The organism is Priestia sp. FSL P4-0332 (assembly GCF_038005845.1).
GTDB lineage: Bacteria > Bacillota > Bacilli > Bacillales > Bacillaceae_H > Priestia.
This window is the reverse complement of sequence record NZ_JBBOUA010000001.1, coordinates 2,657,510-2,684,365: the sequence shown is the minus strand read 5'-3', so window position 1 is coordinate 2,684,365 and position 26,856 is coordinate 2,657,510. Positions and strand designations below refer to the sequence as shown.

Genomic DNA, 26,856 nt, shown 5'->3' with positions numbered 1-26,856 from the left:
AAAAGGAGAACGTAGACTAATGGGTGTTTCAGAAGTAACATCAGGAATTATTATTACCACTGCTGTAATTGCTATTGTGATTATTACAGTCGGTGTTTTGGCTACAATGATTGCGATTGCGAAGAAAGCAAATAAAAAGTAAGTATGTAGAGGAGAGTTAGTATAGTAACTAATTCTCTTTTTTTTGAAAAAAACCTATCGCTATTTTTATAATAAAAATGCATAAATAACGCGTGCATTATTCATAGAAAAAAGCAGGAAATTTACGTTTTGAAGCTAATAGATACATAAGGCAAGCTGCGCACTTTCATTACAAAAACAATGGAAGGGGTTCTAACAGACTTCAAGTGATATCGCCTATTTTATGTCATAATGAATGATATTCATTAACCCCGCACCTTAGACGCACTTTATAACCAAATAATGAGGAGAGTGGTTGAGTTGCAACGACAAAAAGTAGCAGTGAATGGAGAAAGGTTAAAAAATACGCTTGAACGATTTGCCGATTATGGACGAACACCTAATAACGGTGTAACCCGCTTAGCGCTGTCAGAAGAAGACCGCTTAGCACGAGACTATTTTTGTTCATGCTGCCGTGACCTTGGAATGGATATTAAAATTGACGATCTTGGATGTATTTACGCCACGCTTGAAGGACTAGAAGATAAGCCGCCTGTTGTGATTGGCTCACACATGGACAGCGTAAAAAAAGGCGGAAGGTTTGACGGAATCCTCGGTGTAGTTGCAGGATTAGAGTTAGTAAGAACGCTCGTTGAACATAATATTAAGCCGAAGGTGCCGATTACCATTGTTAACTTTACGAATGAAGAAGGAGCGCGTTTTGAGCCTTCTATGATGGCTTCAGGTATTTTATCGGGCAAATTTCAAAAAGACGTTATGATAAAGAAGACGGATGTTGACGGCGTGACGTTTGAGCAAGCTCTTCAATCATGCGGATATGAAGGCGATACGAGTAACCGCCTTACTGAAGCATCGGCATTTGTAGAATTACATATTGAGCAAGGGCCTATTTTAGAACGAGAAGCCAAATCAATCGGTGTAGTGGAGTGCGTGCTCGGCATGGTATGTTATGAAATTGAAGTTACCGGGGAGTCAGACCACGCCGGGACGACGCCGATGGATATGCGGAAAGATGCGCTTTTTGCAACCAATAATTTAATTGCTGAAGCTCGTCATGAGCTCGGTAGATTAGATTCAAATTTAGTCTATACAATGGGTCGTATGAACGTACTGCCTAATATTCATACCGTTATTCCAAATAAAGTTATTTTTTCGCTTGAAGCGAGACATACGGATGAAGACGTCATTGCGTCCGTGGAAAAGATCATTCAGTCACTGCCTGATCAAGCGGAGCTGTTAGAAGGCTGCGAAGTGCGGGTGACCAAGCTTTGGGGACGCGATACCGTATGGTTTGATAAAACCGTTTGCGATGAAGTGGAAGAATCCGTTCGTTCGCTTGGGTATTCCTACAAGCGAATGGTAAGCGGAGCTGGACATGACGCACAGTTTTTAGCTACCTATATTCCGACGGCTATGATTTTTATTCCGAGCGTAAACGGAAAAAGTCATTGTGAAGAAGAATTTACTCCTTGGGAAGAATGCGAAAAAGGTGTAAATGTACTTTTAGAGACGGTGATTAAGTTAGCTCAGAAGTAACGGAGCAAAAGAGTAAACCTGCGGAGGTTTGCTCTTTTTTAGTGCTTAGAAAGACTGCGAACTATCGCATTGAACTTTTGGTTTATTATGGCTACAATAAATGAGAAGCATGCGGATGGATGTGAAAGAAGGATGTGAAAAAAAGTGAGATGTTCTCACTTAAAGAAATGAAAATTACTATTATTATTGCAGATGATAATTCGTTTATTCGAGAAGGAATGAAAATTATATTAAATACATACGAGGAGTTCGACGTTGTCGCTACTTTAAAAGATGGTCAGGAAGCCGTTCAATATTGCAAAAACCATTCCGTCGATATTGCATTGTTAGATGTAAGAATGCCCGTTATGGACGGTGTAGAGGCTACAAAGCTTATTTCAGAGTTAACGAAAGCAAAGCCGCTTATTTTAACTACGTTTGATGATGATGAGTATATTATTGATGCCGTAAAAAACGGAGCTAAAGGCTACTTGTTAAAAAATACAGAACCGGAGCGCATTCGAGACGCAATCAAAAGTGTATTCAACGGACATACGGTTCTTCAAGATGTTGTGCTTGATAAGATTAAATCAAGTTTAAACGCTGCAACTGAGCGTGAGTCAAAAGCGGATATGACACAGTTTACAGAGCGTGAAACGAGCATTATGACGCTTATTGCCAAGGGGCTTTCGAATAAAGAAATTTCTAAAACGCTTTTTATTTCAGAAGGTACCGTAGCAAACTATATTAGTTCGATTTTAAGTAAAACGGGACTTGAGCATCGCACTCAAATTGCTATTTATTATTTAACCGGTAAAGGGAAGTAGGGCTATGGAAGTCGGATTAATGATGACTAAGCTCATCCTTATACTGTTTTTGGCTATTACGTACATTCAGTTTAATTATGTACACTCGATTTCAGCTATTGTGTTAGCACTGCTTCTTTACAGCTGTGTTAATATTGCAGCGTCCATTGTGAAAAAGAGCGTGTTCAAGCGCATGTTTATTGTTATTTCAATTGTCCTTATTCTATATTGTGCGTATAAACTTCATCCTTTGTTTTTTCTTCTTTTGCCGCTAAACCTTTGTGAGCTTGTTGGAGAATCAGTCGTAAAAAAATGGATGGTGCTGCTGCTTGTTTTGCTTCCAATGCTGCTTGTTCCCTCTGACATTAGCGCGCTGTATGTGTTAGTCGCTGCGTTTACTTTCTTTATTTATACAGCAGCAGCTCTCTATCAAAAACGAACGATTAATTATGAGCAAAAAATTGATGAAATGAGAGTAAGTATGCAAAAGCTGCAAAAACACGTGAATGAAAATAAAGAGTATGTGAGGCAGTCTCAATATGCTTCAAAGTTAGAAGAGCGAAATCGATTATCGCAGGAAATTCATGATAAGATTGGTCATTCAATGACAGGAGCGCTTATTCAAATGGAGGCAGCAAAGCATGTGATGAAGCAAGACGAGGAAAAAGCGCTGTCTCTTCTTCAAAATGCGATTACGATTTCCAAAGAAGGTATTGAAGAAATTAGGTTAACGTTAAAAAGTATAAAGCCTCCCGCTGAGCAAATAGGAATCAGCCGGCTTAAATTATTTATTGGTGAGTTTGAGGCTAAGCATAGTATCGCAATGCCTCTTGTATACAAAGGTAATTTAGATCTTATCACGCCTCTTCAGTGGAAAATTATCCATGAAAATATAACGGAAGCTATTACAAATGCCTTAAAATATGCAGAAGCAACGATGATTGCCATTGAGCTTCATGTACTAAATAAAATGGTTAAAGTAGAAGTCAAAGACAATGGAAAAGGGGCTCACTTGTTTCAAAAAGGACTTGGCATAGCAGGGATGGAAGAGCGAGCCGCTTCCATTAACGGAACGGTGATCGTTGATGGGGCAAACGGGTTTTCTGTTACAACGCTGCTGCCGATAGGTGAGAAACTTCATACATAAATAATGAGATTTCTCATGGGAAAAAGGTGAACTTATGCACTGACGTAAGTTTGCCTTTTTTTCATAAAATAAGGATATACCAACACACTAGAGGTGAAATGATGAACGTATTATCAATTCAAAAACTAACAAAGAAATTTGGAGATTTTATTGCAGTAGATAATTTGTCTTTACAAGTAGAAGAAGGAGATATATTTGGGTTTTTAGGAACAAACGGAGCAGGAAAAAGCACAATGATTCATATGGTTGCTAGTCTGCTTCAAAGCAACAGCGGTGATATTGAAGTGCTAGGGAAAAATATAAAGAAACATCGAAATTTCGCAAAGATGAACATCGGGATCGTTCCGCAAGACTTAGCGATTTATGAAGATTTGACAGCATATGAAAATGTGAAGTTTTTTGCCGGACTTTACGGATTAAGAGGATCACTTCTTAACGAACGAGTGGAAGAAGCTTTAGCGTTTGTAGGGCTTTTAGATAAACAAAAGGCTTATCCGAAAAGCTTTTCAGGAGGTATGAAAAGAAGGTTAAATATCGCATGCGCAATTGCTCATCGCCCAAAGCTTATTATAATGGATGAACCGACGGTTGGTATTGATCCTCAGTCGCGAAACTATATTTTAACATCTGTAAAAAAGCTAAATGAAATGGGAAGCACAATCATTTATACAAGTCACTATATGGAAGAAGTAGAAGAGGTATGTACAAAGATTGCCATTATTGATCACGGCAAAATCATTGCGGAAGGAACAAAAGAGCAGCTAAAAGCGATTATCACCGATACAAAAGATATTTGGATTGAAGTAAAAGCAGCGGATGATATAGATTGCAGCGGTCTAAAAGAAATTCCGGGAGTAACAGCCGTTACGTATGAAGATGGAATCATTAAAATTAATTCAAATGCCGAAGTGAATAACTTAAACAAAGTCATTCAGTATTTAATGACGCATCATATCGAAATTAAAGCAGTTAAGGAACAAGCCCCAAATTTAGAGACGGTCTTCCTCACGTTGACAGGGCGCAGTCTAAGAGATTTATAAAAGAAAGGAGGAATAATGAATGAATATTATTGCAATTGCTTTGAAAGAAATGAAAAGTGATCTGCGAGATAAGCGTGCATTTATCTTTATGATTCTTTTTCCGCTAGCTCTTGTCCTTATTTTAGGAACAGCTTTGTCTCAAGCCTTTAATAATGACATGACGATAGATGACAGTTACGTTCTCTACAAAATGGACACAAGTAATGAAGAATATGCTGCCTTTAAGCAGTTTGCTGCAAACGCAGAAAAATCTGGCATTCACTTTAAAGCGTTGAAAAAAGATCAAGATGGAAAAAAAGAAGTAAAAGAGCAGCGCTATACAGCTTATGTAGAAGTGAAAGACCAAGGCATTCATCTCTACGGAAATGAAGAAAACAGCATTGAATTCAACATGGTCCAAGGTATGTTAAGCACCTTTGTTGATAAGTACAATGTGGCTATGGAAGTGGCCAAAGTAAATCCTCAGCAAGTGGATAATCTGCTCCGTGCGTCTAAGCATGACTATATTCAAGAAACATCTCTTCATTCTCAAAAACAGCCAAATTCAATAGACTACTACGCCATTTCAATGACAACTATGATTGTTTTGTACGGATCTATCTCAGCGAGTTATTTAATTAGAGGAGAGCGTATGCGAAATACGGCCAATCGATTAGTAGCCGCTCCGATTAAAACCGCTGAAATTTTTGTCGGGAAAATTTTAGGTACTGTTTTGGTTCACGCCATTTGTGTGTTAGTCGTCATTATGTCGACTAAATATTTTTTTGATGCCAACTGGGGAGATCATTTACTCCTAGTACTGCTGATGTTAGTATCTCAGATTCTTTTTGCCATTAGCTTTGGATTAGGAGTTAGCTACCTTACGAAGACAGAAGCGGCGTCAAGAGCAATTATTATGGTTGTTATTCAAGTGTCGTGTATTGTGGGAGGAACCTATTTTCAAAATGGATCTGGAGAGGGCTTCGTCAATGTATCACCTTTAACCTGGATGAATAATGGACTTATTAAATTGATTTATACCAATGATATCGGCGCTTCTCTTTCAGTTATTGGGTTGAATGTAGGCTTCTCTATTTTATTCTTGGGCATAGCAATTGTGCTTTTGAGAAAAAGAGAGGGGTTATAACATGAAAAATATCATGTGGCTTGTAACAAATATGCTAAGAAATATGCTGCTTAGAAACAAAAGGACGCTTGTGCTTGTTATTGGTTTGCCTATTGCAGGGGTTTTAATGTCCGTTCTTATTTATGGAAATGCAGGAGGGACTTCGGTGAATATCGGAGTTGTCAATCACGACTCAACGGATATTACAAAAGATACCGTTCAGTTTTTAAAAGGGCTGCACAAAACAAATGTTAAAATGCTCACGGACAAAGAAGTGGATCATGAGATTACGTCAAAGAAAGTTGATGCGGTTATTACCTTTGAAAAAGGGTTTTCTGACAGCGTCAAAGCGAACAAACCAGATCATATTACAATCACTTCAATAAAAGGAGCAGAAGTAACGAGCTTTATTAAGTCTTATTTATATCAATATATTGATAATGTTTCTGCGCTGAATCAAGCTGCTGAAGGCGACGATGCTGCGTTTAACCAAATGTATGAGAATTATCAAAAAGCGCCATTCCACGTCTCAACGCATGCCCTTGAAGACAAAGGAACCGATCAAAACATTGTCAAGCAGACAATTGGGTATTTAATTATGTTTATGCTTTTTTCTGCGGTGAATTTATCAGCTCTTATCACAAAAGAAAAAGAGCAGCGAACGTATTTTAGACTGTTAGCTTCGCCAGTTAGTGCAAGGCAATACGTGATATCCAATGTTATTACAAATATGATTTTATTAACTCTGCAAGTAATGATTACACTTGTTTGTATTACGACTCTTTTTCACGTAGATATGAACATTCCCGTATGGCAGCTGTTTTTCATTTTAGTTTTGTTTGGTCTAGTAGCCATCGGCTTGTCTCTTGTAATTATCGCTTTTACAGAAAGTTCAAAAGCAGCGAATGGTCTTCAGACGCTTATCATCACGCCAACTTGTTTACTGTCCGGCTGCTTTTTTCCGCCTGAATTTATGCCGGATGTGATGCAGAAAATAGCCGACTTTCTTCCTCAAACGTGGGTATTAAGTACGTTAAAAAGTGTTCAACAAGGAGCTGATTTAAGCAGCCTATGGTTAAATATCAGCATTTTACTAGCTTTTGCACTCGTTTTTTTCCTGCTGTCTATTTATAAATTAAATCGAAATAATACTGTTCAAAAGTTTATTTAAATGGTAAAGTCAGAGAATACCTCTGGCTTTTTTTGTAATTTTTAAAAAGTTACAAAAAAAGATTGAAAAATATAAGATGAAATTTTAGAATGAAAGAGGAAAGGGGTATACAAAAAGAGAATAAATAGGGGAGAAAAACGAAGTTCATGTTGGTTTTTTGCACAAATAAATGAAATCGCTTACATAAGTCAGCATGAAAATACGGAAGGAGAGATTGTCAGCGAGATAACAAAGGGGGAAAAACAGTGGGAATTTATGAACTACTTGTACCACGCACGGTTTTATATGGAGAAGGATCATTTTCTAAAATTGGAGAAAAGGCTGCACTGCTTGGGACAAAGGCATTGCTTATAAGTGATGACGTTATGGCGAAAGCAGGGAATGTAGAAACTTGCCGTCGTTACTTAGCCGAGGCTGGCATGGACTGTGCCGTGTATACAGGCGTAAATTCAGAGCCGACAGATATTCATCTAGATGAAGCGCTCGCCATATGTAAAACGGAGCAGTGCGATGTGGTTATTGCCTTAGGGGGAGGCAGCTGTATCGATACTGGAAAAGCGGTTGCCATTATGATGACAAATGAGGGGCATCTACGAACGTATTTTCAAAATCAACAAGATTTTCAAGATAGTCCTCTTCCTTTAGTTGCCGTGCCTACGACTGCTGGAACAGGCTCAGAAGTGACTAAAGCGACGGTTATTACAGATACGGCGTACGATGTAAAAATGATGCTCGCAAGGCCTCAATTATTGCCTGATACAGCCATTGTTGATCCGTTATTAACTCTATCATGTCCGAAACACGTAACGGCAGCTACAGGAATTGATGCACTCAGTCATGCAGTGGAAGCGTATTTGTCTAAAAAAGCACATCCTTTTACAGATTCACTTGCGCTTCAAGCAATTGAGTTAATCATGAAAAATATCCGTATTGTGTACAGAAATGGAGAAAATGTTCAAGCAAGAAACGAAATGGCCTATGCTTCTATGCTGGCAGGAATGGCGTTTTCAAATTCATCTGTTGCTCTAGTGCACGGTATGTCAAGACCTATTGGCGCGTTATTCCATGTGCCCCACGGTATTTCTAATGCGATGCTCCTGCCTGCGGTTTTGGACTATACAAAAGAGGCTTCAATCGATCGTTTAGGTGAAATAGGACAAGCTCTTTTTCCGAACGTATCATATACAAAAAAAGAAGGAGCAGATGTGTTAATTGAAGCCATCAAGCAGCTTTGTATCGACTTAGAGATTCCTAATCTTCAATCGTGGGGCATTGATCGTCAGCTATTTTACGCGGCGGTTGAGAAAATGGCAGCGGATGCGATTCAAAGCGGAAGTCCTGCTAATCATCCGATCGTACCGACGGCAGAAGAAATTATTCAGCTTTATTACACGTGCTATGAATATGAGTTTGAGTCTGCACTTTATAAAAAATAAGATAAATTCAAAACAAATTGAATAAGGGATGAAAGGGGAAACGTTATGGATTTGCTGATTATTTTGCTGTCTCTGGGGCTTTTGATGCTGGTTGCTTACCGCGGATTTTCAGTTATTTTGTTTGCTCCACTTTGTGCGCTGCTAGCCGTTATTTTAACGGAACCAAGCTATGCACTCCCGTTTTTCTCAAACGTTTTTATGGAGAAAATGGTTGGGTTTATTAAAAACTACTTCCCTGTCTTTCTATTAGGAGCAGTCTTCGGAAAGATGGTTGAAATGTCTGGAGTCGCTGAATCGATTGCGAAAACAATTGTTAAAGTAGTAGGGGCTAAACGTGCCATCTTGGCTATTGTTTTAATGGGGGCAATCTTAACCTACAGCGGAGTAAGTTTATTCGTTGTTGCGTTTGCAGTTTATCCGTTTGCGGCTAACTTATTCCGCGAAGCGAATATTCCAAAACGATTAGTACCGGGAACGATTGCATTAGGAGCTATTTCGTTTACCATGGATGCACTTCCAGGTACACCGCAGATTCAAAACGTTATTCCAACGACTTTTTTTAAAACAGACATCTATGCTGCTCCGACACTGGGGATTATCGGATCGGTTATTGTCTTTAGCTTAGGTCTTTGGTATTTAGAAAGCCGAAGCAAAAAAGCAAGAAAAGCTGGAGAAGGCTACTACGGATTTAATAATGAACTAGCGGCTGCTGCAGAGCTAGAAAAAGAGTCTGTGCCTTCTACAGAACCTAACTATGAACCTAGCGTAGCAAGACAGATTTTAGCATTTGTGCCGCTTGTGCTTGTAGGGGTCGCAAACAAATTTTTTACTGTTTCTATTCCAAAATGGTACCCAGAGGGTTTTGATTTTGCCAAAATTGGCCTTGAAGCGTTCGGAAAAGTAGATTTAACCGCAGTTGTTGGTATTTGGTCAGTGGAATTGGCACTTGTTATTGGAATTATCACAACGATTGCGTATGACTGGAAGAGAGTGACTACCGGTTTCCAAGCGGGTCTTAACGCAAGTATTGGCGGAGCGCTTCTCGCTGCGATGAACACGGGAGCTGAGTATGGCTTTGGAGGCGTTATTTCATCTCTTCCTGGCTTTGCAACCGTTCGTGACGGTATTTCACATACATTTACAAATCCGCTTGTCAATGGAGCCGTTACGACAAACATTTTAGCCGGTATTACGGGCTCTGCTTCTGGAGGCATGGGAATTGCGCTTAGTGCGATGGGAGATAAGTATGTAGAAGCTATTAATCAGTACAACATTCCTCCTGAAGTTATGCACAGAGTTGTAGCGATGGCATCAGGCGGTATGGATACGCTTCCTCATAACGGAGCCGTTATTACACTGCTCGCTATTACCGGGTTAACCCACAAGCAGTCTTACCGAGATATTTTTGCCATCACTGTTATAAAAACGCTTGCATGTTTCTTAATCATTGGAATCTACAGCTTAACTGGACTCGTATAACAAATAAAGAGGCTGAGTTTAGTTGAAGAAAGATCCGAACGATGAATCGTTCGGATTTTTTTATTGTTGCAGTGATTTAGTTGTATATCAAGCTTTTGGCTATAAAACAGATTCTTTGACTTTCTAAACTGTAAGTATTATGATTACACTACTTTCTGCAGTACTATATGCCGTTACATTAATTCTTAGCATGTTTATGAAGAAAGGAGAATGACTGTGAAGCTATTTGAAGGAAATTTAAAAGTAGGCGACTGGGTCAAAGGGAAGTCTCGCGACGGTGAACTTATATACGGATATATTAAAACGATTAATCCATCTAAAAAAGCAGCACTAATCAACGTTGTGAAAAGTGATGATGAAAAAATGGTCGGCACAACCATTGGCATGATGGATGAAAAAATAGAAAAGCTGCCCCTTCAAAAAACGGCGCACGAAGAGCAAATTCTTTCATTAATTGATCTCGCGCTGCTAACGAAAGACGAAGCTTGGTTTATTGAATTAACAGCTGAATTAAAAAGATTACAAGATAAAAAGCAAGGCTGACATTCCTAATAAGGAATGAAGGCCCTGCTTTTTTTATTATTCCTAGGGGGAAAAGCAGGAATGGAAAGCAGCTTGCGAGAAGAAGTAAATGACGACATTAAAAGAAAAGGTGATAAAAGATGAGTAAACGTGTCTTGATTTTAACAGGAGATGCCGTGGAGGCTTTAGAAGTTTTTTATCCGTATTATCGCTGTTTAGAAGAAGATATTCAGTGTACCATTGCTTCTCCCGTGAAAAAGAAGCTCCAAACGGTTGTTCATGATTTTCTTCCAGAAATGGAAACATTCACAGAAAAAACGGGATATAAAATTGATTCTCACGCTTCTGTAGATGAAGTGGATCCCGCTGATTTTGACGGACTTATTATTCCTGGAGGACGAGCGCCTGAATATATTCGAATGAACACAAAAGTTCAGGAAATTGCCGCTCATTTTTTAAAAGAAAACAAACCTTTAGGCGTTATTTGTCATGGTCAGCTCGTGTTAACGACGGTTAGAGAGTATCTGCAAGACAGAGAAGTGACAGCGTATCCTGCTTGCCGTCCGGAAGTAGAAGCGGCGGGTGCAGTATTTGTTGAACAGACGCTTCACGTAGACAGAAACTTAGTAACCGGACAAGCTTGGCCAGATTTACCTAAATTTATGAAAGAATTTTTTAACGTGCTAAAAAAAGCTGAAAAAGTGAACGCATAATAAAAAAGCGGGCTGAGAGAAAAGAATTCTTTCAGCTCTTTTAAATGATGATAGGTGAGGTGTAAACAACGTGCAGCTTGTGTCTGAACTTTCAAAGAAAATTATAAAAGAAGTGCAGCTTGTGATGAAAGAACATGTAATTGTAACAGATCCACGCGGAATTATTATTGCGTCAACAGAAGAAAAACGGGTTGGTTTTTTTCACGAAGGCGCGTGGAACGTGATGCAAAGAAAGCAAAAACTATATATATCCAAAAAAGAAGCAGCGGATTTAAAAGGAGTTAAGCCTGGCATTAACTTGCCTATCAGTTATCAAGGAGAGATTATTGGGGTTATTGGCATTACAGGTACTCCAGAAGCCGTTGAGCCTTTTGCAGACATTATTCGAAGATTAACAGAGTTAATTATTCGCGAGGCATATTACATAGAAACAAAGGAATGGGAAAATAAAGGAGTGGAAGCTTTTTTTCGTGAATGGATTTATAGCCAGCAGGTAGATGCAGAATTTATTGAACGAGGCCATATTTTAGGAGTGCAAGTAGACAGTTCTTATTGCTGCACGCTGTTTCAAATTGACTCATCTCTTTCGAAAAAGAAGCAGCAGCAGGTACAAGAAACAATTCGCTACTGGTTTGAAAGTCATAAAGCTGACGGGGATTATATCGCAAACTGGGGATATGATCGTTTGCTTTTACTGAAAGAAGCGGTAGGTGAAAAGGCAAGGCAAGGATTTAAAGAAGAATTAAAAAAATGTCAGCAGTACATTCAAGCAAACAACCAAGTTATGATCACTATTGGTGTAGGAAAGCCAGCGGAGCAATTTAATTTGCATGCTTCATATGAAGAAGCGAAAAAAGCACTTAAAGTGGCTTCAAAACGTCAAACCGTTATTTTTTATGAGGAGCTGCTGATGGACATGATTTTAGAAGACGTTTCTGAACCTGTAAAAAAGGAATTCTTGAGTCGAGTGCTTTCGTCCATTCAAAAAGAAAAAGAGCTTCTCGAAACGCTGAAATGCTATTTAGCCAACGATCAATCGTTAAAAAAAACGGCGTTTGATTTACATATTCATATCAATACGCTTCATTACCGCTTGAAGCAAATGAAAGAACTAACAGACATTGAACCAAAAAGCGTAAAAGGTATCACGCTTTTTCACCTTGCGCTGTCTCTATTAGAGTAAAGTGCGTCCTTCGTTAGATAAACATACAAAAAAAGAGTTTTTAAAGCACTTTTTTTTAGTTCTTTATCTATAGTCCCTCGTTGCTTCTGTAACTATAATAAGAGTAAGAGATACATATAAGGAGGAACGTTATGCTTAATGAACGAACAAAAGCAAAGCTCATTGAAGTTGTAGGATCAGCCAATTTTCAAGATAGCAGTGAAGCAAGACTCGTGTATTCCTATGACGCAACACCTAACTTTCAGTCGCTTCCTGATGCGGTTATTATGCCTGAAAACAAAGATCAAGTGAAAAGAATTTTAACGATATGCAACGAAGATCACGTGCCCATTGTTCCAAGAGGTTCAGGTACAAATTTAAGCGCAGGAACGTGTCCCACGCAAGGAGGAATTGTTCTTACCTTTAACCGAATGAATAAAATTTTAGAAGTTGATGAAGAAAATTTAACGGTTACCGTTCAGCCGGGTGTTATTACGTTAGATTTAATTAACGCTGTAGAGGCAAAAGGTTTATTTTATCCTCCTGATCCAAGCTCTATGAAAATATCAACCATCGGAGGAAACATCAATGAATGCTCAGGAGGATTACGAGGCTTAAAATATGGCGTGACAAAAGATTACGTTCTTGGTCTTGAAGTAGTTCTTGCAAACGGCGACTGCATTAAGACGGGAGGCAAGTTAGCTAAAGATGTAGCTGGATACGATTTAACGAACTTGTTTGTCGGTTCTGAAGGAACGCTTGGCGTTGTGACAGAGGCAATTTTAAAGCTTATTCCAATACCAGAAACAAAACAAACCTTGCTCGCACTGTTTGAAGACATGGATGCAGCTGCTAAGACCGTTTCAGCTATTATTGCACATAAAATTATTCCAGCTACGCTTGAATTTTTAGATCAGCCGACGTGTGAAGTAGTAGAAGATTTTGCACAAGTTGGCCTTCCAACAGATGTAAACGCTGTCTTGTTGATTGAACAAGATGGTCCGCCAGAAGTAGTGAAGCGCGATATTGAAATGATTTCACGCATCTGCACCGAAGGAAACGCTGTATCGGTAAAAGTAGCCGCTTCGCAAGCAGAAGCAGAAGCGTTAAGTACAGCAAGAAGATCAGCCCTTTCTGCTTTAGCACGGATGAAGCCAACGACGATTTTAGAAGACGCAACCGTCCCACGGTCTAAAATTAGTGAAATGGTCAAAGCGATTAATGAAATTGCTGTAACATATAACGTTAAGATCTGTACGTTTGGTCATGCGGGAGACGGAAATCTGCATCCGACTTGTTTAACAGATGCGCGTGACAAAGAAGAGCTTCACCGCGTCGAACAAGCTTTTGAAGCAATTTTTCATAAAGCCATTGAGCTTGGAGGAACGATTACAGGTGAACACGGAGTGGGAGAAATGAAAGCACCGTATTTGGCATTGAAGATGGGCGGAGAAGGAGTAGCTGCGATGAAAGCAATTAAGTATGCTTTGGACCCGCAAGGAATTATGAATCCAGGGAAAATTTTTGCTAAAGACACGAGAAAAAGAGTGGTGGTTCGTTCATGACGGCAACAAAAGACATTCAGCAAGCATTCAAAGAACGGTTAGATTATGACGAGTTAATGAATTGTATGAGATGCGGTTTTTGTTTGCCAAGCTGTCCGACGTATGGCCAAACGAATCAATATGAAGCAGCGTCACCGCGCGGGAGAATTGCTTTGATGAAAGGAGTGGTAGATGGGCTCATTGAACCTGATGAATCCGTTGAAAAGCAATTGAACCTTTGCCTTGGCTGCCGAGCGTGTGAGCCTGTTTGTCCTTCGGGTGTAAAGTACGGACATTTACTAGAAGAAGCGCGTGATATTATTCAGCAGAAGAAACGACATAAATGGCCGGTAAAAGCGCTCAGGCATATGGTGTTTGAACAGCTTTTTCCGCATAAAGAACGATTAAAAAATGTACATTCTCTGCTTGCTTTCTATCAAAGAAGCGGCTTGCAAAAAGCTGTTCAAAAAACAAACATACTAAACGCCCTTCCTGGTAATCTAGCGCAAATGGAAAAAACGCTTCCGCCTGTGCCAACAAAAAAAGAAATGAAGAAACGGCCTTTTTTATTTGAAGCAGAAGGAACAAGAGAGCGTACGGTTGCTTTTTTTACAGGGTGTTTAATGGATACGATGTTTATGGAAACAAACAACGCCACGATTGTACTTTTACAAAAAGCGGGGTGTAAGGTCGTCATACCAGAGGTGCAGACATGCTGCGGCGCGCTGCATGCGCACGGAGGAGAAAAAGATCAGGCAAAGAAGTTAGCGAAGCAAAATATTATGGCGTTTGAATCCATTCAAGCGGATGATATTGTTCTTAATGCAGGAGGCTGCGGTGCGCTGTTGGTAGAATACGATCATTTATTAAAAGAGGAACCGGAATGGAAAGAAAGAGCAGCGGCTTTTTCTGCCAAAGTTAAAGATTTTTCAGAGATTTTATTGCAGCAGCAGTTTGTGGAAAAACAAAAGTTATCGCTGCCAAGTCAAATTATTACGTATCAAGACTCGTGTCATTTAAGAAACGTGATGAAAACATCCAGTGCACCGAGAAAACTGATCCAAGCGATTAACGGAACGGTGTTTAATGAAATGGAAAATGCGGATCATTGCTGCGGCTCAGCCGGTATTTATAACTTAACGGAACAAGAGATGTCTATGCAAATTTTAGATTACAAAATGGAAAAAGTGAAAGAAACGCATGCACATACGATTGTAACAGCGAACCCGGGCTGTCTCATTCAAATGAAGCTAGGGGTAGTCAGAGAAGGAGTAGAAGAAAGTGTAAGGGCCGTTCATCTTGCAGATTTACTTCTTGAAGCAGTAGAAAGCAAATAAAAAGGCCGGACACGTCCGGCCTTTTTATTATTTGAACAGCTGAGAAACAATTTCGTACGAACGAAGGCGAGCTTTGTGATCGTAAATTTGAGCGTTAATCATCAGTTCATCTGCTTCTGTTTCTTCAATAAACTGTTCAAGCTTGACTTTAATCGTCTCAGGGCTTCCGACAATAGAAGAGCCCAGCTGCTGTTGAAGAGAAGCTTTTTCAAAGTCAGTCCATAGTTCATCCATATTATCCACAGGAGCTTTTAGTTTACCCGGTGTGTTTCGAATTAAATTTAGAAACTGCTGCTGCATAGAAGTAGCCAAACGTTCAGCTTCTCTATCTGTATCAGCAGCGATTACGTTTACACCTAACATTGCATATGGTTTCTCTAAAACGTCGGACGGCTTAAAATAACGGCGATACATGTTAAGAGCTGTCATTGTATTATTAGGTGAGAAGTGACTTGCAAATGAAAATGGCAAGCCTAGCTGTGCAGAAAGCTGTGCGCTAAAACCGCTTGAGCCAAGCAGCCAAATCGGAATATTTAAACCTTGACCCGGAACAGCTTTGACGCGCATCTGACTTTCTGAAGCAGGTTTAAAGTACTCTTGCAGTTCAGCTAGCTGTTCTGGGAAGTCACTGCCGTCGCTTCTGCGGTCGCGTCGCAGTGCTTGTGCTGTCAGCTGATCTGTCCCTGGCGCTCTTCCTAAGCCTAAATCAATACGTCCTGGAAATAGTGATTCAAGCGTGCCAAAATGCTCAGCAATAACAAGCGGAGAATGGTTAGGAAGCATAATACCTCCAGACCCTACGCGAATATGTGACGTGCCTGCAGCTACATGACCAATCACAACAGATGTAGCGGAACTTGCGATACCTGTCATATTATGATGCTCAGCTAGCCAATAGCGGTTATACCCCCATTTTTCAGCGTGCTGAGCTAAATCTAATGTATTTCTAAGTGAGTCAGATACAGTTCCTCCTTCAACTACAGGAGAAAGATCTAATACGGAAATCGGAATATCTTTTAATGCTTTACTCATCAATTTCATCTTCTTTCTTTAAAGACTTCATAGGCCTTGTTATTTCAATGGAATACAAGTATTTTAACAATAATCTTTCGAGTTCCAAAATATTTTGCTTCGGTTATTTTTCTTTAAGTTATTGTTCTTTATTTACACAAGTTTTTAAGAAGCAAAAAGCCTGTACGGCATAAGGCAGAAGCCGCCTCTTTCTATAAAAAGCTGTCATATTTTATAGTAGAAGGGAGGATGAACATGGTTACTTTAAATGAACTAAAAAGCAAGCAGTACGATATGATATACAGTTTAGGCTATAACTGTTTTTCAGGGATATACATGAAAAAATATTTTTTGCGAAAACAAGCGGGCGTGATTGATTGGTGTATTAGCATTTCTCTTTCTCATGTCAATCAGCTGTTGAAAAATCGTTGTAAAGACTTATTTGTATATGAACACTTAACCTATATTAGTTCTTTCGGAGATGGTTCCACGCTTAGACTGCGTGATAAGGTGTATCAAATTGATTCTGCTCATGATTTTCCGTCGTCTATTAATACAGAGAATAACTGGCTTTCATATAATGAAGTCAAAGAAAAATATGAACGGAGAACGGAGCGATTTTTAACGTCGATGGAGACCAGTTCTTGTATATTGTTTATTCGTATGGGTGGAACGTATGAAGAAGCGAAAGAATTAGAGCATATTTTAAAGGGAATGGTCAAGAACGATTTCTATATACTGCTGCTGACAAACAGTGAAAAAGAACTTTTATCCGCAGCTAACTGGGACTTGCCTTATACATGTGTCTTACATGCACCTATTTTTTCAATGGACGTGCTGCGCGATGATAAAGTATGGGAAGAGCTCTTAAGCGGGCTTGTTATAAAATAAAAGGAACTCTTTTTGTTTAATACGGGAATGAAAAAGCTCGTTTTTTTCATAGACTTTGTTATATCTGTGTATCAAAGGAGATGAAAAGATGGAGTCCAATGTGCGGAAGGCGATAAAAGAAATTGTATGGCTGCTGCTAGAACAAGACCAGCGCTGGAATGAGTATCTAGTACAGCTGGAGGATTTGAAAATACAAGTGGATTTGAATAGTTCCGCATATGAAGTTCTGAGAAAGATGACGGGTAATTACGAAGTGCTGCTTGAACATATGGATCTCATTCAGCAGTTTGAAAATCATTCTAAAAGTGAAACAGCGCTGAATGACTTAGTTACCATCGTTATGAAGCATTACTCATTAAAAAGTTCATAAGCCTGCTTTGTGCAGGTTTATGGAGTTTAAGCTCTCAATGGAATTCGGTAGAGATAATCGTTTATAATAAGTACATATGGTGATGAAAGGGTGATCGATATGGAAGAGAAACAAGAAATTGTACCCGTTCGTACAGAGGAAGCAGCCAAATATTACTCGGAAGAAAAATTTTGGGACAAGCTTAAAAAGTTTGGTAAAAAAGCGGGAGCAAACGTTGTTTATGCCGTATTGCTTTTATACTACACGCTGCAAAAGCCTGATATTCCGCCAAAAGCAAAAGCAGTTATTATAGGAGCATTAGGTTACTTTATTCTTCCTCTAGATTTAATTCCAGACTTCGCAGCAGGAGTTGGATTTACAGATGATTTAGGAGCTCTAGGGCTTGCATTGATTCAAGTTGCCATGTACATTGATGAAGGTGTTAAACTGAAAGCAAAAGAAAAAATTAAAACGTGGTTTTCAGAAGACCACAATTTTTCCATTATTGATGCTAAAATAAAGTAACGTTATGATCGAAATGTAATTATTAAATAAAGTGAGCAAAAGAAGGTGATAGATGAATCATCTTCTTTTTAACCGTTAATATATAGGTCTTTGTGACTATTTTAATCCGTTTTATGTAAAAAAAGCAGGATTAAAATATTTTTTTCATTAAAATTTTAATCAATGTAATTGAATAATTGCCCTACAAATGTTAAGTTAAAACATGTTCATAAATTCGTCACAGAAAGCAATATACAAATAAGTAAGATGGTTTGTAAAAACTTTGTGAAATTATGGAACTTTTTAACTGAGAGTTTCAAACTCTTAGAGATTCTTCCTCATCAATCAGAAGTAGCTTTCTTTCGTCACAAGATTAAGCATCTTTCATTTGAAGGTGTTTTTTTTCAGCCTAAGTAAGCCAACAACATGATTGTATGACAAGTTTTTACTAAGGTTGTATAGTTACTGTATTGTATGACAAGTTTTGTGTGATTTGATGTTAAATAAATGAACAGCTTCGAAGTAAATAAATGATTGCAGAAAAACAAAGTCCATGCGTTTTCATGAACCATTATACGTTACTTCATATTTGTAGAGATGTTTAGCAAAAGGGGAGATGAATGGCCTGACGTAAACAATATCCATAGACAAGCCTTAGAAGATAATTATCTTTCTAAGAAAGCAAATTTATATGATTGATTCTAATCTAAACAATGGAGTGTTCAAAAATGGAAATTAGTCAAATCTTTATTATTTTAACCCCAATCTTTTTTGTTATTTTGCTAGGTTATTTAGCAGGGTATTTTAAAAAGTTTGATGCAACAACATCTAAAGGGTTAAATACGCTTGTAACAAAATTTGCGTTACCTGCACATCTATTCGTTGGTATTACAACAACATCAAAACAAACGCTTATTGAAAAATGGCCGTTTTTACTAGCATTAGTTCTTGGTATTATTGGATTTTATGTTCTTTTCTTACTTGTTGCAAAATATGTATTTAAATACTCTTTAACAGGCGCGTCTATGTTTTCTTTAAACTCTACGCAGCCAACGTTTGCGTTTATGGGTATTCCAGTATTAGGTAGCTTGTTTGGCGCGGATGTAGTAGCAATTCCAATCGCAATTACTGGTATCGTAGTAAATGCGATGCTTGATCCTTTAGCAACTATTATTGGTACGGTTGGACAGCGTGAAAGAAGTGAAGGCGATTCAGAAGAAAGCTTATTTAAAGTAACGATTAAATCAATCTTACACGGTCTCTCTGAGCCGTTAGCCTGTGTTCCGTTAATCGCAGTAATATTAGTATTATGCGGCTTCCAAGCTCCAGATTTACTATCAAGCAGCTTAGATCAAATCGGTTCAATTACATCTGGTGCGGCTCTATTCGCAGTTGGGGTAACAATTGGTATCCGTAAAATTCAATTTAGCCCAGCGGCATTTGGTATTGCGATTTTAAAAGTGGCTATTCAGCCGCTTGTAATGTTAGGAATTGCAACAGCAATGGGTCTATCATCAGCTGACATCGTAAAATTAGTATTATTAGTAGCGTTCCCAGGTTCAGCTGTAGCAGCGATGATTTCAGTTCGCTTTGACAGCCTAGCTGGTGAAACAGCTTCAGCATTCGTACTTAGTGCCATTATGTCACTTGTTACATTACCGCTGTTAATTTCTTGGTTAATGTAGTCACATATATCAATATAAAATAAAAAAAGGCTTTGCTATTTTAGCAAAGTCTTTTTTTATTTTATATTTAAAAAAGCTTTAAAAATTCTTGGGCGATTTTGGGAAGATAACTGTCGGTACGCCACGTAACTAAAGGCTCAATTACAAATGGATTATCTTCTATGTTTAAAATTTTAATATGTTCTAGTGAAAAAGAAGATAGCATCGAATAAGGAACAATGGCAGCACCAAGGCCACGACATACTAAATTAAGAAGCATCGCTGAATCATGGCATTCGCATAAAATGTTAGGTGTTATACCCATCTTTTCAAATTCCTTCACAATGCGATTATATATGCTTATTTCCCGGTTTGAGCGAAGAAGAATAAGAGGGAGAGAAGCAATTTCAGCGACTGAAATCTTTTCTTTTGCATAACCACTTTCTTTGGGAACGGCTACAACAAAAACATCTGGTGCAAGTGTTTTTGTTTTGACATGTTTATAAGGTAAGTCAGTAGTAGTGACTGCTACATCAATTTTTCCTTCCGTTAATAATTCGTTTAAGTGAGCTGGTTCGTTTTCATAGATATTAAATGTGCTGTTTGGATATTGTTTTTGAATAAGAGTTAGCTTATCGAGAACCGTTGATGCACAGTAGATTGTACATCCGATTTCAAGTTTTTCATTTGTTACGTTTTTACATTCCTGTACTTCCAATACTGATTTTTCGACCCTTTGCACAATTTCTTTCGCTCGTTTTAAAAAAAGCTCTCCTTCTACCGTTAACAATAAGCGCTTGTTATTATTTCGTTCAAAAAGCAAAAGGCCCAGCTCATTTTCGAGCTGTTTTAGCTGCCTGCTTAAAGGAGGCTGAGCCATATGCAGGCGCTTTGCTGCTTTGGTCACATTTAATTCTTCAGCTATGACAATAAAATAATGCAGCTGTCTTAATTCCACTGTATTCAACTCCATACTTTAAAGGTATTATTATATATTTTATCAATATTTTAATTGTATGGAAAATGAGTGTAAAGTTAAATGTGTAACCAAAGCAGAGAGGAGGAAGAGAAATGAAAATAGCTGTAGGAATCACAGGAGCCACGGGAGCTATTTTAGGTATTCGAATTTTAGAGCTTTTGAAGAAGGCTTCTGTTGAAACGCATTTAGTCATGTCGCCTTGGGCTCATGCCACAATTAAGCTGGAAACACCCTATAGCGTTCAGCAAGTAGAAGCGCTAGCAGATTATTGTTATTCATATCAAGACCAAGCAGCAAAAATTTCGAGCGGTTCTTTTCGCATAGATGGAATGATTGTTAGTCCTTGCAGCATGAAAACATTAGCATCTATTCGAATGGGACTAGCAGATAACTTAATAGCGAGAACAGCAGATGTGATGCTAAAAGAAAGAAAGCCACTGGTGCTACTTCCTCGAGAAACGCCTTTGAATACGATTCATTTAGAAAACATGCTGGATCTTTCAAAAATGGGAGCTATCCTCGTGCCTCCTATGCCGGCATTTTATAACAAGCCTGAGACGATTGAGGATATTGTCACCCATATTGCTGTTCGAACTTTAGATCAATTAGGAATTGAGCTTCCTGAGGCAAAAAGATGGAATGGAATTAAACATTTATCACAAGGAGGAAAATAAACATGGCTTATAAAGACTTTAGAGATTTCCTTAATACGCTACATAAAGAAGGGCAGCTACTGACGGTTACAGATGAAGTGCAGCCTGATCCAGATTTAGGTTCAGCAGGTCAAGCCATCAGTAATTTAGGAGACCAAACGCCGGGATTATTATTTACCAATATTTATGGGTACAACAATGCAAAGGTAGCTCTAAACGTAATGGGTTCCTGGTCAAATCACGCGTTAATGATGGGACTGCCTAAATCAACTCCTGTAAAAGAACAGTTCTTTGAGTTTGCTCGGAGATATGAAAAATTTCCTGTCAAAGTGAAAAGGGAAGAAACAGCGCCATTTCATGAGTGTGAAATTAAAGATGATATCAACTTATTCGACCTTTTGCCATTGTTTCGCTTAAATCAAGGAGACGGCGGCTATTATCTAGATAAAGCGTGCGTCATTTCTCGTGATCAGCATGATAAGGAGAATTTCGGCAAACAAAACGTGGGTATATATCGTATGCAGGTCAAAGGGAAAGACCGTCTAGGCATTCAGCCCGTGCCACAGCATGATATTGCCATTCACTTGAAACAAGCCGAAGAAAAAGGTGAAAACCTCCCTGTCTCAATTGCTTTAGGATGTGAACCTGCGATTGTCACAGCAGCCGCTACGCCGCTTCATTACGATCAATCAGAATATGAAATGGCAGGAGCTATTCAAGGTGAGCCGTACAGAATTGTGAAGTCTCAGCTTTCTGATTTAGATGTACCGTGGGGAGCAGAAGTGATTTTAGAGGGAGAGATCTTAGCTGGTGAACGCGAGTATGAAGGTCCTTTTGGTGAATTTACAGGTCATTACTCCGGTGGCAGAAGCATGCCTGTTATCAAAATCAATCGCGTATACCATCGTAAAGATCCTATTTTTGAAAGTTTATATATCGGTATGCCTTGGACAGAAACAGATTATTTAATTGGAATCAATACAAGCGTTCCTTTATATCAGCAGCTAAAAGAAGCATATCCTGAAGAGATTGAAGCTGTGAACGCGATGTATACTCATGGTCTCGTTGCTATCGTTTCAACAAAAAGCCGATACGGAGGATTTGCTAAGGCTGTTGGTATGAGGGCATTGACTACGCCCCATGGATTAGGATATTGCAAGCTAGTTATTTTAGTAGATGAAGACGTGGATCCGTTTAATTTACCGCAAGTCATGTGGGCGCTATCAACAAAAATGCACCCAAAACATGATGTTATAACAGTGCCTAATCTTTCAGTTCTGCCACTTGATCCAGGATCTGAGCCGGCTGGTATTACAGATAAAATGATTTTGGATGCTACAACACCAGTTGCACCGGAAACAAGAGGTCACTATTCTCAGCCTTTAGATACACCACTTGAAACTGAAAAATGGGAAAAAATCTTAACGAATATGATGCAAAAATAAACAAGGAGGAATCGACATGCATACTTGTCCAAGATGTGAAACCAAACAAGCAAACGTAGTATCTAAATCACCAGTTGAAGGAGCCTGGGAAATTTATTTATGCGACGTGTGTTTGTTTACCTGGCGTTCTTCTGAACCTGAGACCATCACCAATCCTGAAAAATACCCTGGACCATTTAAAGTCAATCCAAAAGACGTACCGCTGGCAACGCACGTGCCTCCTGTGCCACCCCGATCTTAATAAGCAAAGGCGGTAAGTAAAATGAATAAAGCAGAGCTGCCAAAAGCCGTGCGCGTATTTTTAAATGGAAAAGACTTAGAAAGAAAACAGCGTGATGCGATGTTGCTATCTACAGTGACATCCGAGGGTTTTCCTCATGTAGCAATGATTAGCGCAGGAGAGCTGATAGCTATTAGCTCTTCACGCGTCAAGCTGTTAGTATGGAAAAATACAACATCTTCAAAAAACATGATACAGAATCATAAGGCAACCGTTACATTAGTTGTTGAAGGAAAAGCTTATTACATTAAATTTTTGCTAAAAAAAGAAGCTCCTGTGTTATCAGGCTATGAGTTATTTACGGGAGAAGTAGCCGCTGTTAAAGAAGATTACGCAAAATATGCAGTTTTAACATCAGGAATTCAATTTCAGCTTCATGATTCCAAAGAGGTACTGAGCCGCTGGAAGCAATCAATTGAGGCTGTTCTTTCTACTGAAAAAACCGATTCTTAAAAATAAGAATCGGTTTTTTAGCTGTAGTGGAATTTTTTCAAATAGCATGCTAGCTGAACTTTTAATAGGTGTTCACTGTTTGTAAATGATATGTTCATTTTTTCTTCAATTTTTTTCAACCGCTGATAGAGTGTATTAACATGAATATGAAGCTGCTTAGCTGTAAGTGAAGCAGAGCGGTTATTATCGAAATACGCTTCTAGCGTTTGCTCTAAAGGTTCGTCGTTTAAATGATTGTTCTTAAGAGGGAGAAATACTTCATCAATAAAGGTTTTTACTTCTTCTTTCGATTGATTAATAAATAGCCGGTTAATTCCTATTTCCTCATACAATATGCATCCATCTTGCTGCTGAGACAGAAGGTAAGAGATAGCTTTTTCAGCTTCACTATAACTTTTTCCTATTTGAGTAAAGTGAGAATACCGACTTCCAATACCTATTTTTATATGACATTCATTGTAGTAACGCCATTTTGAGAGCAAATCTTCTAATTGTTTGATAATAGCACGGTGTTCTTCATGAGGATCAAGCGTAAATACAATGGTTACTTTGGTGTCGAATCCGTATACGACCGGTGCTTTTGAGCTGAAAATCGATTTGATGTCAGATACAAGGCGATGAAGGTGTAAGTTTAAGAGCTGCAGGTCCGCTTGTGAACGAATGGTAATGAGAGCGACTAGAATATGCTTTTTTGTATCAATGTTTAGCTCAGCTGCTTTTTGATATAGCAAAGTAGTGTCATAACACGATAAGTATTCACTAAATAATTCATGTGTTCGCTTGTAAAATAAATCAACTAACGTTTGTTTTTTCAGCATTTCTAATGCAATAACAGAGCTGCTTTGTTCGAGTGCCACTTGATCTAGAGAGGAAAGATCTCCTTGATTTGCCTGCATAATAAGTAACCCTAAGAGCGTGTCAATGCCGTGTATGGGGTGAATATAAACACTGTGTGCCTCATTGTTTGCCTCAATAGTATAAAAACAAGGCTTTGTATGTGAAAGAAAATGCGTGTGAAATTCAGCTGTTTTTGTGTCTATATCAAAGAATTTCAAGAAGCCATAGGTCTTATTATCAACAAAATCTACAATGGTGACAGGAGATGTAACCATTCGGCGCAATTCGGTAAGTATTGGTTCAATTCCTTTACTTTGAAGTGAAACATTCATGAAGGTGCGATGAATTTGATCGCGACGTATTAAAAGTTCATTTTGTTTTTTTACATCTTCAAAAAGCGCTGAGTTTAAGAGAGCAATCGATACTTGATCGGAAAAGCTTTCTAACAATTCTTTATCCTCTTCATTTAAAAGAGGGGTTGTACCATTTTGATAAATAATGAGTACGCATACCGTCTGTTCTTCCATACAAATAGGGACAGAAATAATAGATTGAATGTTTGTAAACGTATAGGACTGATTAAGATAATGAATATTATCGTCAGTCATAGTAGAAGAATCGCGTAATATATCTTTTAAGTTCGTATACATATAGCTTTTATTATGCTGAAATGTCTTTCCGATAATTCCTTCGCCAACTTTCATTTTCATGTTTTGAATTTCATTGTTTGGCCCCCCGGACCAGGCGCGAGGCAAAAGAAATTGCGTGGAAGAATCAAACATCCACAGCACGCCCATATCCGCAACAGAAATAACTGAAAGAGCATTTTCAAGAATTCTTGTTAATAGATAATCTGAGTCTTGTAAAAGTGAGATTTCCTTAATGCTTTTCATAAGCACGTTTAAAATATGCTCATGCCGCTCTAGCTTTTTTTGCAGCATATAAGGAGAAACGGTAGCTGATAGCTGTTTTATTTGTGGGGGTGTCCAGTCATGCTTAGCAAATATGCGAACAACAAACGCATAGCGGTTTGGAAAGGATAAGTAAATTTCCTCGAACTCTTCATATGCCGTATGCTTTTGAAAGGAATCACTGCCGTTATGTAGGCTAGTGGGAGTAGTGTAAGTCAGGGATGAGCATGAAGAACTGGAAAAAATCACGTTGAAATTTGCAGAATCAATACTTGCCCAAATCTGATAAGAACTGTTTTTAATAATAGATGTAAGATAACCTTTCATATTAGCTAATAAATCACTCACGTCAACAACCCCTTATAGACTACTTAATGTAAAAAAATACATAGTTATAGTTCTTATTATATAGAAATACACATTGAAAAAATAGTCAGAATTTTTTAATATTTATATAACGAATTAATTTGTTACAAAACATTACATTAAATGGAACAAAAAGGGGATGAGCGCATTTATGCTAGCAAGGTCAAACTGGAAATATGTCATTTTATTTTTATTATTTTTAGGCTGGTCGCTTGGAAACTTAGATCGTTTTATTATTAATTACGCTATTTTAGATATTTCAAAAGATTTACATCTTAATGCCTCTTCTACAGGCATCATTTTAAGCAGTTTCTTTGCAGGCTATGCACTGATGCAAATACCTGGGGGGTGGCTAGCAGACCGCTTTGGATTTAAAAAAGTCATTACAATTGCCGTGCTTTTATGGTCTTTGTTTACGGTGTTTACGGGAATGGCCTGGTCTTTTGCTTCTATTATTATCATTCGCTTTTTATTTGGTTTAGGGGAAGGGAGTTATTTTCCATCTGCATCAAAAGGAATCGCAGGGTGGTTTCCTCAGCAAGAACGCAGTAGAGCCATGTCCTTTTTGTTATCGTCAGGTACGATTATGGGCGTGGTTACACCGATTCTAGCGACGCAGTTGATGCAAACGATAAGCTGGAGAAGTATCTTTTATATCATAGGAGCCATCGGGCTCGTTATTACAGTTCTGTTTGTATTTTTATTGAAAGAAAAGCAGCAGGGAGAAAAAACGGAGACTTCTGCTATTCCAGCTAAGCAGATGACATTAAAAGAAATTGTCAAAACTCCGATGATTTGGAATTTATTTATTGCATACTTCAGTATCTACGCCATTAACTGGGGACTCATGTCGTGGATGCCTACATATCTAGCCGAAGTAAGACATCTGAATTTAACGGACATCGGTTTTCTTTCCGCTATCCCAGCATTTGTAGGTATTATCGGGATGTTTGTTAGCGGCTTTGTTTTAGACAAGCTTCCGGATGGAAAAGACAAGACGATAGCGGCGGTGTTTGGTTTACTGATGGGCGTTTTTCTTTGCTTAATGGCCATTTCACCTAGCGTAGGCATGTTTATCGTTTTTCAAAGTGCAGTCACCTTACTGTTTTCGTTTAATGTGATTTTAATCGCTTCAGCTCCTTTAAAAATGTTGCCTGAATCAGTGGTCGGTTCAGCAAATGGTTTTATTAATACAGGAGCTCAAGCAGCCGGCGTATTAACACCGATGCTCATTGGCTTTTTAGTACAATCGTTTGGCGGGTCGTATAATGCAGCATTTGCTTTATTAATTATCTGTGCTCTTGTCTGTGCTATTTCGTTGTTTTCGATTCGACCTGCAAAAGTGGTAGTGGAAACACAAAACGCTGTTAAATAATGAAGAAAAAAGGAGAGGGT

The 26,856-nt window shown here is 38.5% G+C and carries 26 protein-coding genes; 23 read left to right on the top strand and 3 right to left on the bottom strand.

Translation table 11 applies throughout. The features are described 5' to 3' along the window. The first annotated feature begins 19 nt into the window (after positions 1-19). The 14 genes from MKY06_RS13605 to MKY06_RS13540 all read left to right on the top strand — a co-directional run bounded on the left by MKY06_RS13605 (position 20) and on the right by MKY06_RS13540 (position 15,118). Positions 20-142, top strand: coding sequence for a hypothetical protein (locus MKY06_RS13605; protein WP_013057357.1), 123 nt, complete (start codon positions 20-22; stop codon positions 140-142). A 299-nt stretch (positions 143-441) separates the two neighbouring features. Then, positions 442-1,677 carry a Zn-dependent hydrolase gene (locus tag MKY06_RS13600; RefSeq protein WP_225518945.1) on the top strand — a complete coding sequence of 412 codons (1,236 nt, stop codon included), beginning with the start codon at positions 442-444 and terminating at the stop codon, positions 1,675-1,677. A gap of 167 nt (positions 1,678-1,844) precedes the next feature. Beyond that, entirely contained in the window at positions 1,845-2,483 is a 639-nt protein-coding gene (locus MKY06_RS13595) for a response regulator (RefSeq protein WP_013057355.1), read from the top strand. Between the two features lie 4 nt (positions 2,484-2,487). Then, complete coding sequence (locus MKY06_RS13590) at positions 2,488-3,609, top strand: sensor histidine kinase (RefSeq protein ID WP_225518947.1); 1,122 nt, start codon at positions 2,488-2,490, stop codon at positions 3,607-3,609. Between the two features lie 101 nt (positions 3,610-3,710). Then, on the top strand, positions 3,711-4,649 hold the full coding sequence (locus MKY06_RS13585) for an ABC transporter ATP-binding protein (protein WP_225518949.1): 939 nt from the start codon (positions 3,711-3,713) through the stop codon (positions 4,647-4,649). Between the two features lie 19 nt (positions 4,650-4,668). Then, positions 4,669-5,775 carry an ABC transporter permease gene (locus MKY06_RS13580; RefSeq protein ID WP_063671759.1) on the top strand — a complete coding sequence of 369 codons (1,107 nt, stop codon included), beginning with the start codon at positions 4,669-4,671 and terminating at the stop codon, positions 5,773-5,775. 1 nt (position 5,776) lies between these two features. Further along, entirely contained in the window at positions 5,777-6,925 is a 1,149-nt protein-coding gene (locus tag MKY06_RS13575) for an ABC transporter permease (protein ID WP_225518950.1), read from the top strand. Between the two features lie 245 nt (positions 6,926-7,170). Next, a complete protein-coding gene (locus tag MKY06_RS13570) occupies positions 7,171-8,361 on the top strand; it encodes an iron-containing alcohol dehydrogenase (protein WP_078081889.1) in 1,191 nt (396 codons plus the stop codon). Between the two features lie 45 nt (positions 8,362-8,406). Next, positions 8,407-9,840, top strand: coding sequence for a GntP family permease (locus tag MKY06_RS13565; RefSeq protein WP_029322171.1), 1,434 nt, complete (start codon positions 8,407-8,409; stop codon positions 9,838-9,840). A gap of 216 nt (positions 9,841-10,056) precedes the next feature. Further along, the gene (locus tag MKY06_RS13560) at positions 10,057-10,383 is read left to right on the top strand and encodes an IDEAL domain-containing protein (protein WP_013057348.1); all 327 of its coding nucleotides are present in this window, start codon (positions 10,057-10,059) and stop codon (positions 10,381-10,383) included. A 119-nt stretch (positions 10,384-10,502) separates the two neighbouring features. Further along, entirely contained in the window at positions 10,503-11,075 is a 573-nt protein-coding gene (locus MKY06_RS13555) for a DJ-1/PfpI family protein (RefSeq protein ID WP_013057347.1), read from the top strand. A gap of 70 nt (positions 11,076-11,145) precedes the next feature. After that, positions 11,146-12,258 (top strand): CdaR family transcriptional regulator, encoded by a 1,113-nt coding sequence (locus MKY06_RS13550; protein ID WP_098804747.1) that lies wholly within the window; start codon positions 11,146-11,148, stop codon positions 12,256-12,258. Positions 12,259-12,389: 131 nt separating this feature from the next. After that, a complete protein-coding gene (glcD, locus tag MKY06_RS13545) occupies positions 12,390-13,802 on the top strand; it encodes a glycolate oxidase subunit GlcD (RefSeq protein WP_029322166.1) in 1,413 nt (470 codons plus the stop codon). Then, complete coding sequence (locus MKY06_RS13540) at positions 13,799-15,118, top strand: (Fe-S)-binding protein (protein WP_029322164.1); 1,320 nt, start codon at positions 13,799-13,801, stop codon at positions 15,116-15,118. Before glcD ends, MKY06_RS13540 begins: the two co-directional genes overlap by 4 nt. 27 nt (positions 15,119-15,145) lie before the next feature. Here MKY06_RS13540 and MKY06_RS13535 read toward each other — a convergent pair whose 3' ends face one another. Then, positions 15,146-16,150 carry an LLM class flavin-dependent oxidoreductase gene (locus tag MKY06_RS13535; RefSeq protein ID WP_029322162.1) on the bottom strand — a complete coding sequence of 335 codons (1,005 nt, stop codon included), beginning with the start codon at positions 16,148-16,150 and terminating at the stop codon, positions 15,146-15,148. Between the two features lie 234 nt (positions 16,151-16,384). Here MKY06_RS13535 and MKY06_RS13530 point away from each other — a divergent pair, with 234 nt between their 5' ends. The 4 genes from MKY06_RS13530 (at position 16,385) to MKY06_RS13515 (ending at position 19,558) form a co-directional block, all read left to right on the top strand. Then, positions 16,385-17,020 carry a DUF1796 family putative cysteine peptidase gene (locus MKY06_RS13530; RefSeq protein WP_035439002.1) on the top strand — a complete coding sequence of 212 codons (636 nt, stop codon included), beginning with the start codon at positions 16,385-16,387 and terminating at the stop codon, positions 17,018-17,020. An 88-nt stretch (positions 17,021-17,108) separates the two neighbouring features. Then, positions 17,109-17,390 carry a hypothetical protein gene (locus MKY06_RS13525; RefSeq protein ID WP_013057341.1) on the top strand — a complete coding sequence of 94 codons (282 nt, stop codon included), beginning with the start codon at positions 17,109-17,111 and terminating at the stop codon, positions 17,388-17,390. A 99-nt stretch (positions 17,391-17,489) separates the two neighbouring features. Continuing rightward, on the top strand, positions 17,490-17,894 hold the full coding sequence (locus MKY06_RS13520; protein ID WP_029322158.1) for a YkvA family protein: 405 nt from the start codon (positions 17,490-17,492) through the stop codon (positions 17,892-17,894). Between the two features lie 707 nt (positions 17,895-18,601). Then, the gene (locus MKY06_RS13515) at positions 18,602-19,558 is read left to right on the top strand and encodes an AEC family transporter (protein ID WP_029322155.1); all 957 of its coding nucleotides are present in this window, start codon (positions 18,602-18,604) and stop codon (positions 19,556-19,558) included. Between the two features lie 67 nt (positions 19,559-19,625). On the opposite strand, the gene MKY06_RS13510 is transcribed toward MKY06_RS13515, so the two are convergent. Beyond that, positions 19,626-20,495: a LysR family transcriptional regulator gene (locus tag MKY06_RS13510; protein ID WP_029322153.1), complete on the bottom strand. Its 870-nt coding sequence runs from the start codon at positions 20,493-20,495 to the stop codon at positions 19,626-19,628. 113 nt (positions 20,496-20,608) lie between these two features. Between MKY06_RS13510 and MKY06_RS13505 the strand changes: the two genes are divergently transcribed. The 4 genes from MKY06_RS13505 to MKY06_RS13490 are packed head-to-tail and all read left to right on the top strand — an operon-like array spanning position 20,609 to position 23,347. After that, a complete protein-coding gene (locus MKY06_RS13505) occupies positions 20,609-21,190 on the top strand; it encodes a non-oxidative hydroxyarylic acid decarboxylases subunit B (protein WP_013057337.1) in 582 nt (193 codons plus the stop codon). Between the two features lie 2 nt (positions 21,191-21,192). Next, positions 21,193-22,614, top strand: coding sequence for a non-oxidative hydroxyarylic acid decarboxylases subunit C (locus MKY06_RS13500; RefSeq protein WP_013057336.1), 1,422 nt, complete (start codon positions 21,193-21,195; stop codon positions 22,612-22,614). 16 nt (positions 22,615-22,630) lie between these two features. Further along, positions 22,631-22,855 (top strand): non-oxidative hydroxyarylic acid decarboxylases subunit D, encoded by a 225-nt coding sequence (locus tag MKY06_RS13495; protein ID WP_029322150.1) that lies wholly within the window; start codon positions 22,631-22,633, stop codon positions 22,853-22,855. 21 nt (positions 22,856-22,876) lie between these two features. Further along, positions 22,877-23,347: a pyridoxamine 5'-phosphate oxidase family protein gene (locus MKY06_RS13490; protein ID WP_013057334.1), complete on the top strand. Its 471-nt coding sequence runs from the start codon at positions 22,877-22,879 to the stop codon at positions 23,345-23,347. Positions 23,348-23,364: 17 nt separating this feature from the next. Here MKY06_RS13490 and MKY06_RS13485 read toward each other — a convergent pair whose 3' ends face one another. After that, positions 23,365-25,443 (bottom strand): helix-turn-helix domain-containing protein, encoded by a 2,079-nt coding sequence (locus MKY06_RS13485; protein ID WP_098287570.1) that lies wholly within the window; start codon positions 25,441-25,443, stop codon positions 23,365-23,367. Between the two features lie 169 nt (positions 25,444-25,612). Here MKY06_RS13485 and MKY06_RS13480 point away from each other — a divergent pair, with 169 nt between their 5' ends. Further along, entirely contained in the window at positions 25,613-26,836 is a 1,224-nt protein-coding gene (locus MKY06_RS13480; RefSeq protein ID WP_029322148.1) for an MFS transporter, read from the top strand. Positions 26,837-26,856 lie beyond the last annotated feature (20 nt).

Excerpts from the sequence above, each read along its gene's own strand:
- MKY06_RS13495 (WP_029322150.1), top strand. The coding sequence starts at position 22,631 with ATGCATACTTGTCCAAGATGTGAAACCAAACAAGCAAACGTAGTATCT.
- MKY06_RS13565 (WP_029322171.1), top strand. The coding sequence starts at position 8,407 with ATGGATTTGCTGATTATTTTGCTGTCTCTGGGGCTTTTGATGCTGGTT.
- MKY06_RS13575 (WP_225518950.1), top strand. The coding sequence starts at position 5,777 with ATGAAAAATATCATGTGGCTTGTAACAAATATGCTAAGAAATATGCTG.
- MKY06_RS13590 (WP_225518947.1), top strand. The coding sequence starts at position 2,488 with ATGGAAGTCGGATTAATGATGACTAAGCTCATCCTTATACTGTTTTTG.
- MKY06_RS13480 (WP_029322148.1), top strand. The coding sequence starts at position 25,613 with ATGCTAGCAAGGTCAAACTGGAAATATGTCATTTTATTTTTATTATTT.
- MKY06_RS13530 (WP_035439002.1), top strand. The coding sequence starts at position 16,385 with ATGGTTACTTTAAATGAACTAAAAAGCAAGCAGTACGATATGATATAC.
- MKY06_RS13580 (WP_063671759.1), top strand. The coding sequence starts at position 4,669 with ATGAATATTATTGCAATTGCTTTGAAAGAAATGAAAAGTGATCTGCGA.
- MKY06_RS13555 (WP_013057347.1), top strand. The coding sequence starts at position 10,503 with ATGAGTAAACGTGTCTTGATTTTAACAGGAGATGCCGTGGAGGCTTTA.
- MKY06_RS13535 (WP_029322162.1), bottom strand. The coding sequence starts at position 16,150 with ATGAGTAAAGCATTAAAAGATATTCCGATTTCCGTATTAGATCTTTCT.
- MKY06_RS13585 (WP_225518949.1), top strand. The coding sequence starts at position 3,711 with ATGAACGTATTATCAATTCAAAAACTAACAAAGAAATTTGGAGATTTT.
- MKY06_RS13490 (WP_013057334.1), top strand. The coding sequence starts at position 22,877 with ATGAATAAAGCAGAGCTGCCAAAAGCCGTGCGCGTATTTTTAAATGGA.
- MKY06_RS13595 (WP_013057355.1), top strand. The coding sequence starts at position 1,845 with ATGAAAATTACTATTATTATTGCAGATGATAATTCGTTTATTCGAGAA.
- MKY06_RS13515 (WP_029322155.1), top strand. The coding sequence starts at position 18,602 with ATGGAAATTAGTCAAATCTTTATTATTTTAACCCCAATCTTTTTTGTT.
- glcD (WP_029322166.1), top strand. The coding sequence starts at position 12,390 with ATGCTTAATGAACGAACAAAAGCAAAGCTCATTGAAGTTGTAGGATCA.
- MKY06_RS13520 (WP_029322158.1), top strand. The coding sequence starts at position 17,490 with ATGGAAGAGAAACAAGAAATTGTACCCGTTCGTACAGAGGAAGCAGCC.
- MKY06_RS13605 (WP_013057357.1), top strand. The coding sequence starts at position 20 with ATGGGTGTTTCAGAAGTAACATCAGGAATTATTATTACCACTGCTGTA.
- MKY06_RS13525 (WP_013057341.1), top strand. The coding sequence starts at position 17,109 with ATGGAGTCCAATGTGCGGAAGGCGATAAAAGAAATTGTATGGCTGCTG.
- MKY06_RS13505 (WP_013057337.1), top strand. The coding sequence starts at position 20,609 with ATGAAAATAGCTGTAGGAATCACAGGAGCCACGGGAGCTATTTTAGGT.
- MKY06_RS13540 (WP_029322164.1), top strand. The coding sequence starts at position 13,799 with ATGACGGCAACAAAAGACATTCAGCAAGCATTCAAAGAACGGTTAGAT.
- MKY06_RS13500 (WP_013057336.1), top strand. The coding sequence starts at position 21,193 with ATGGCTTATAAAGACTTTAGAGATTTCCTTAATACGCTACATAAAGAA.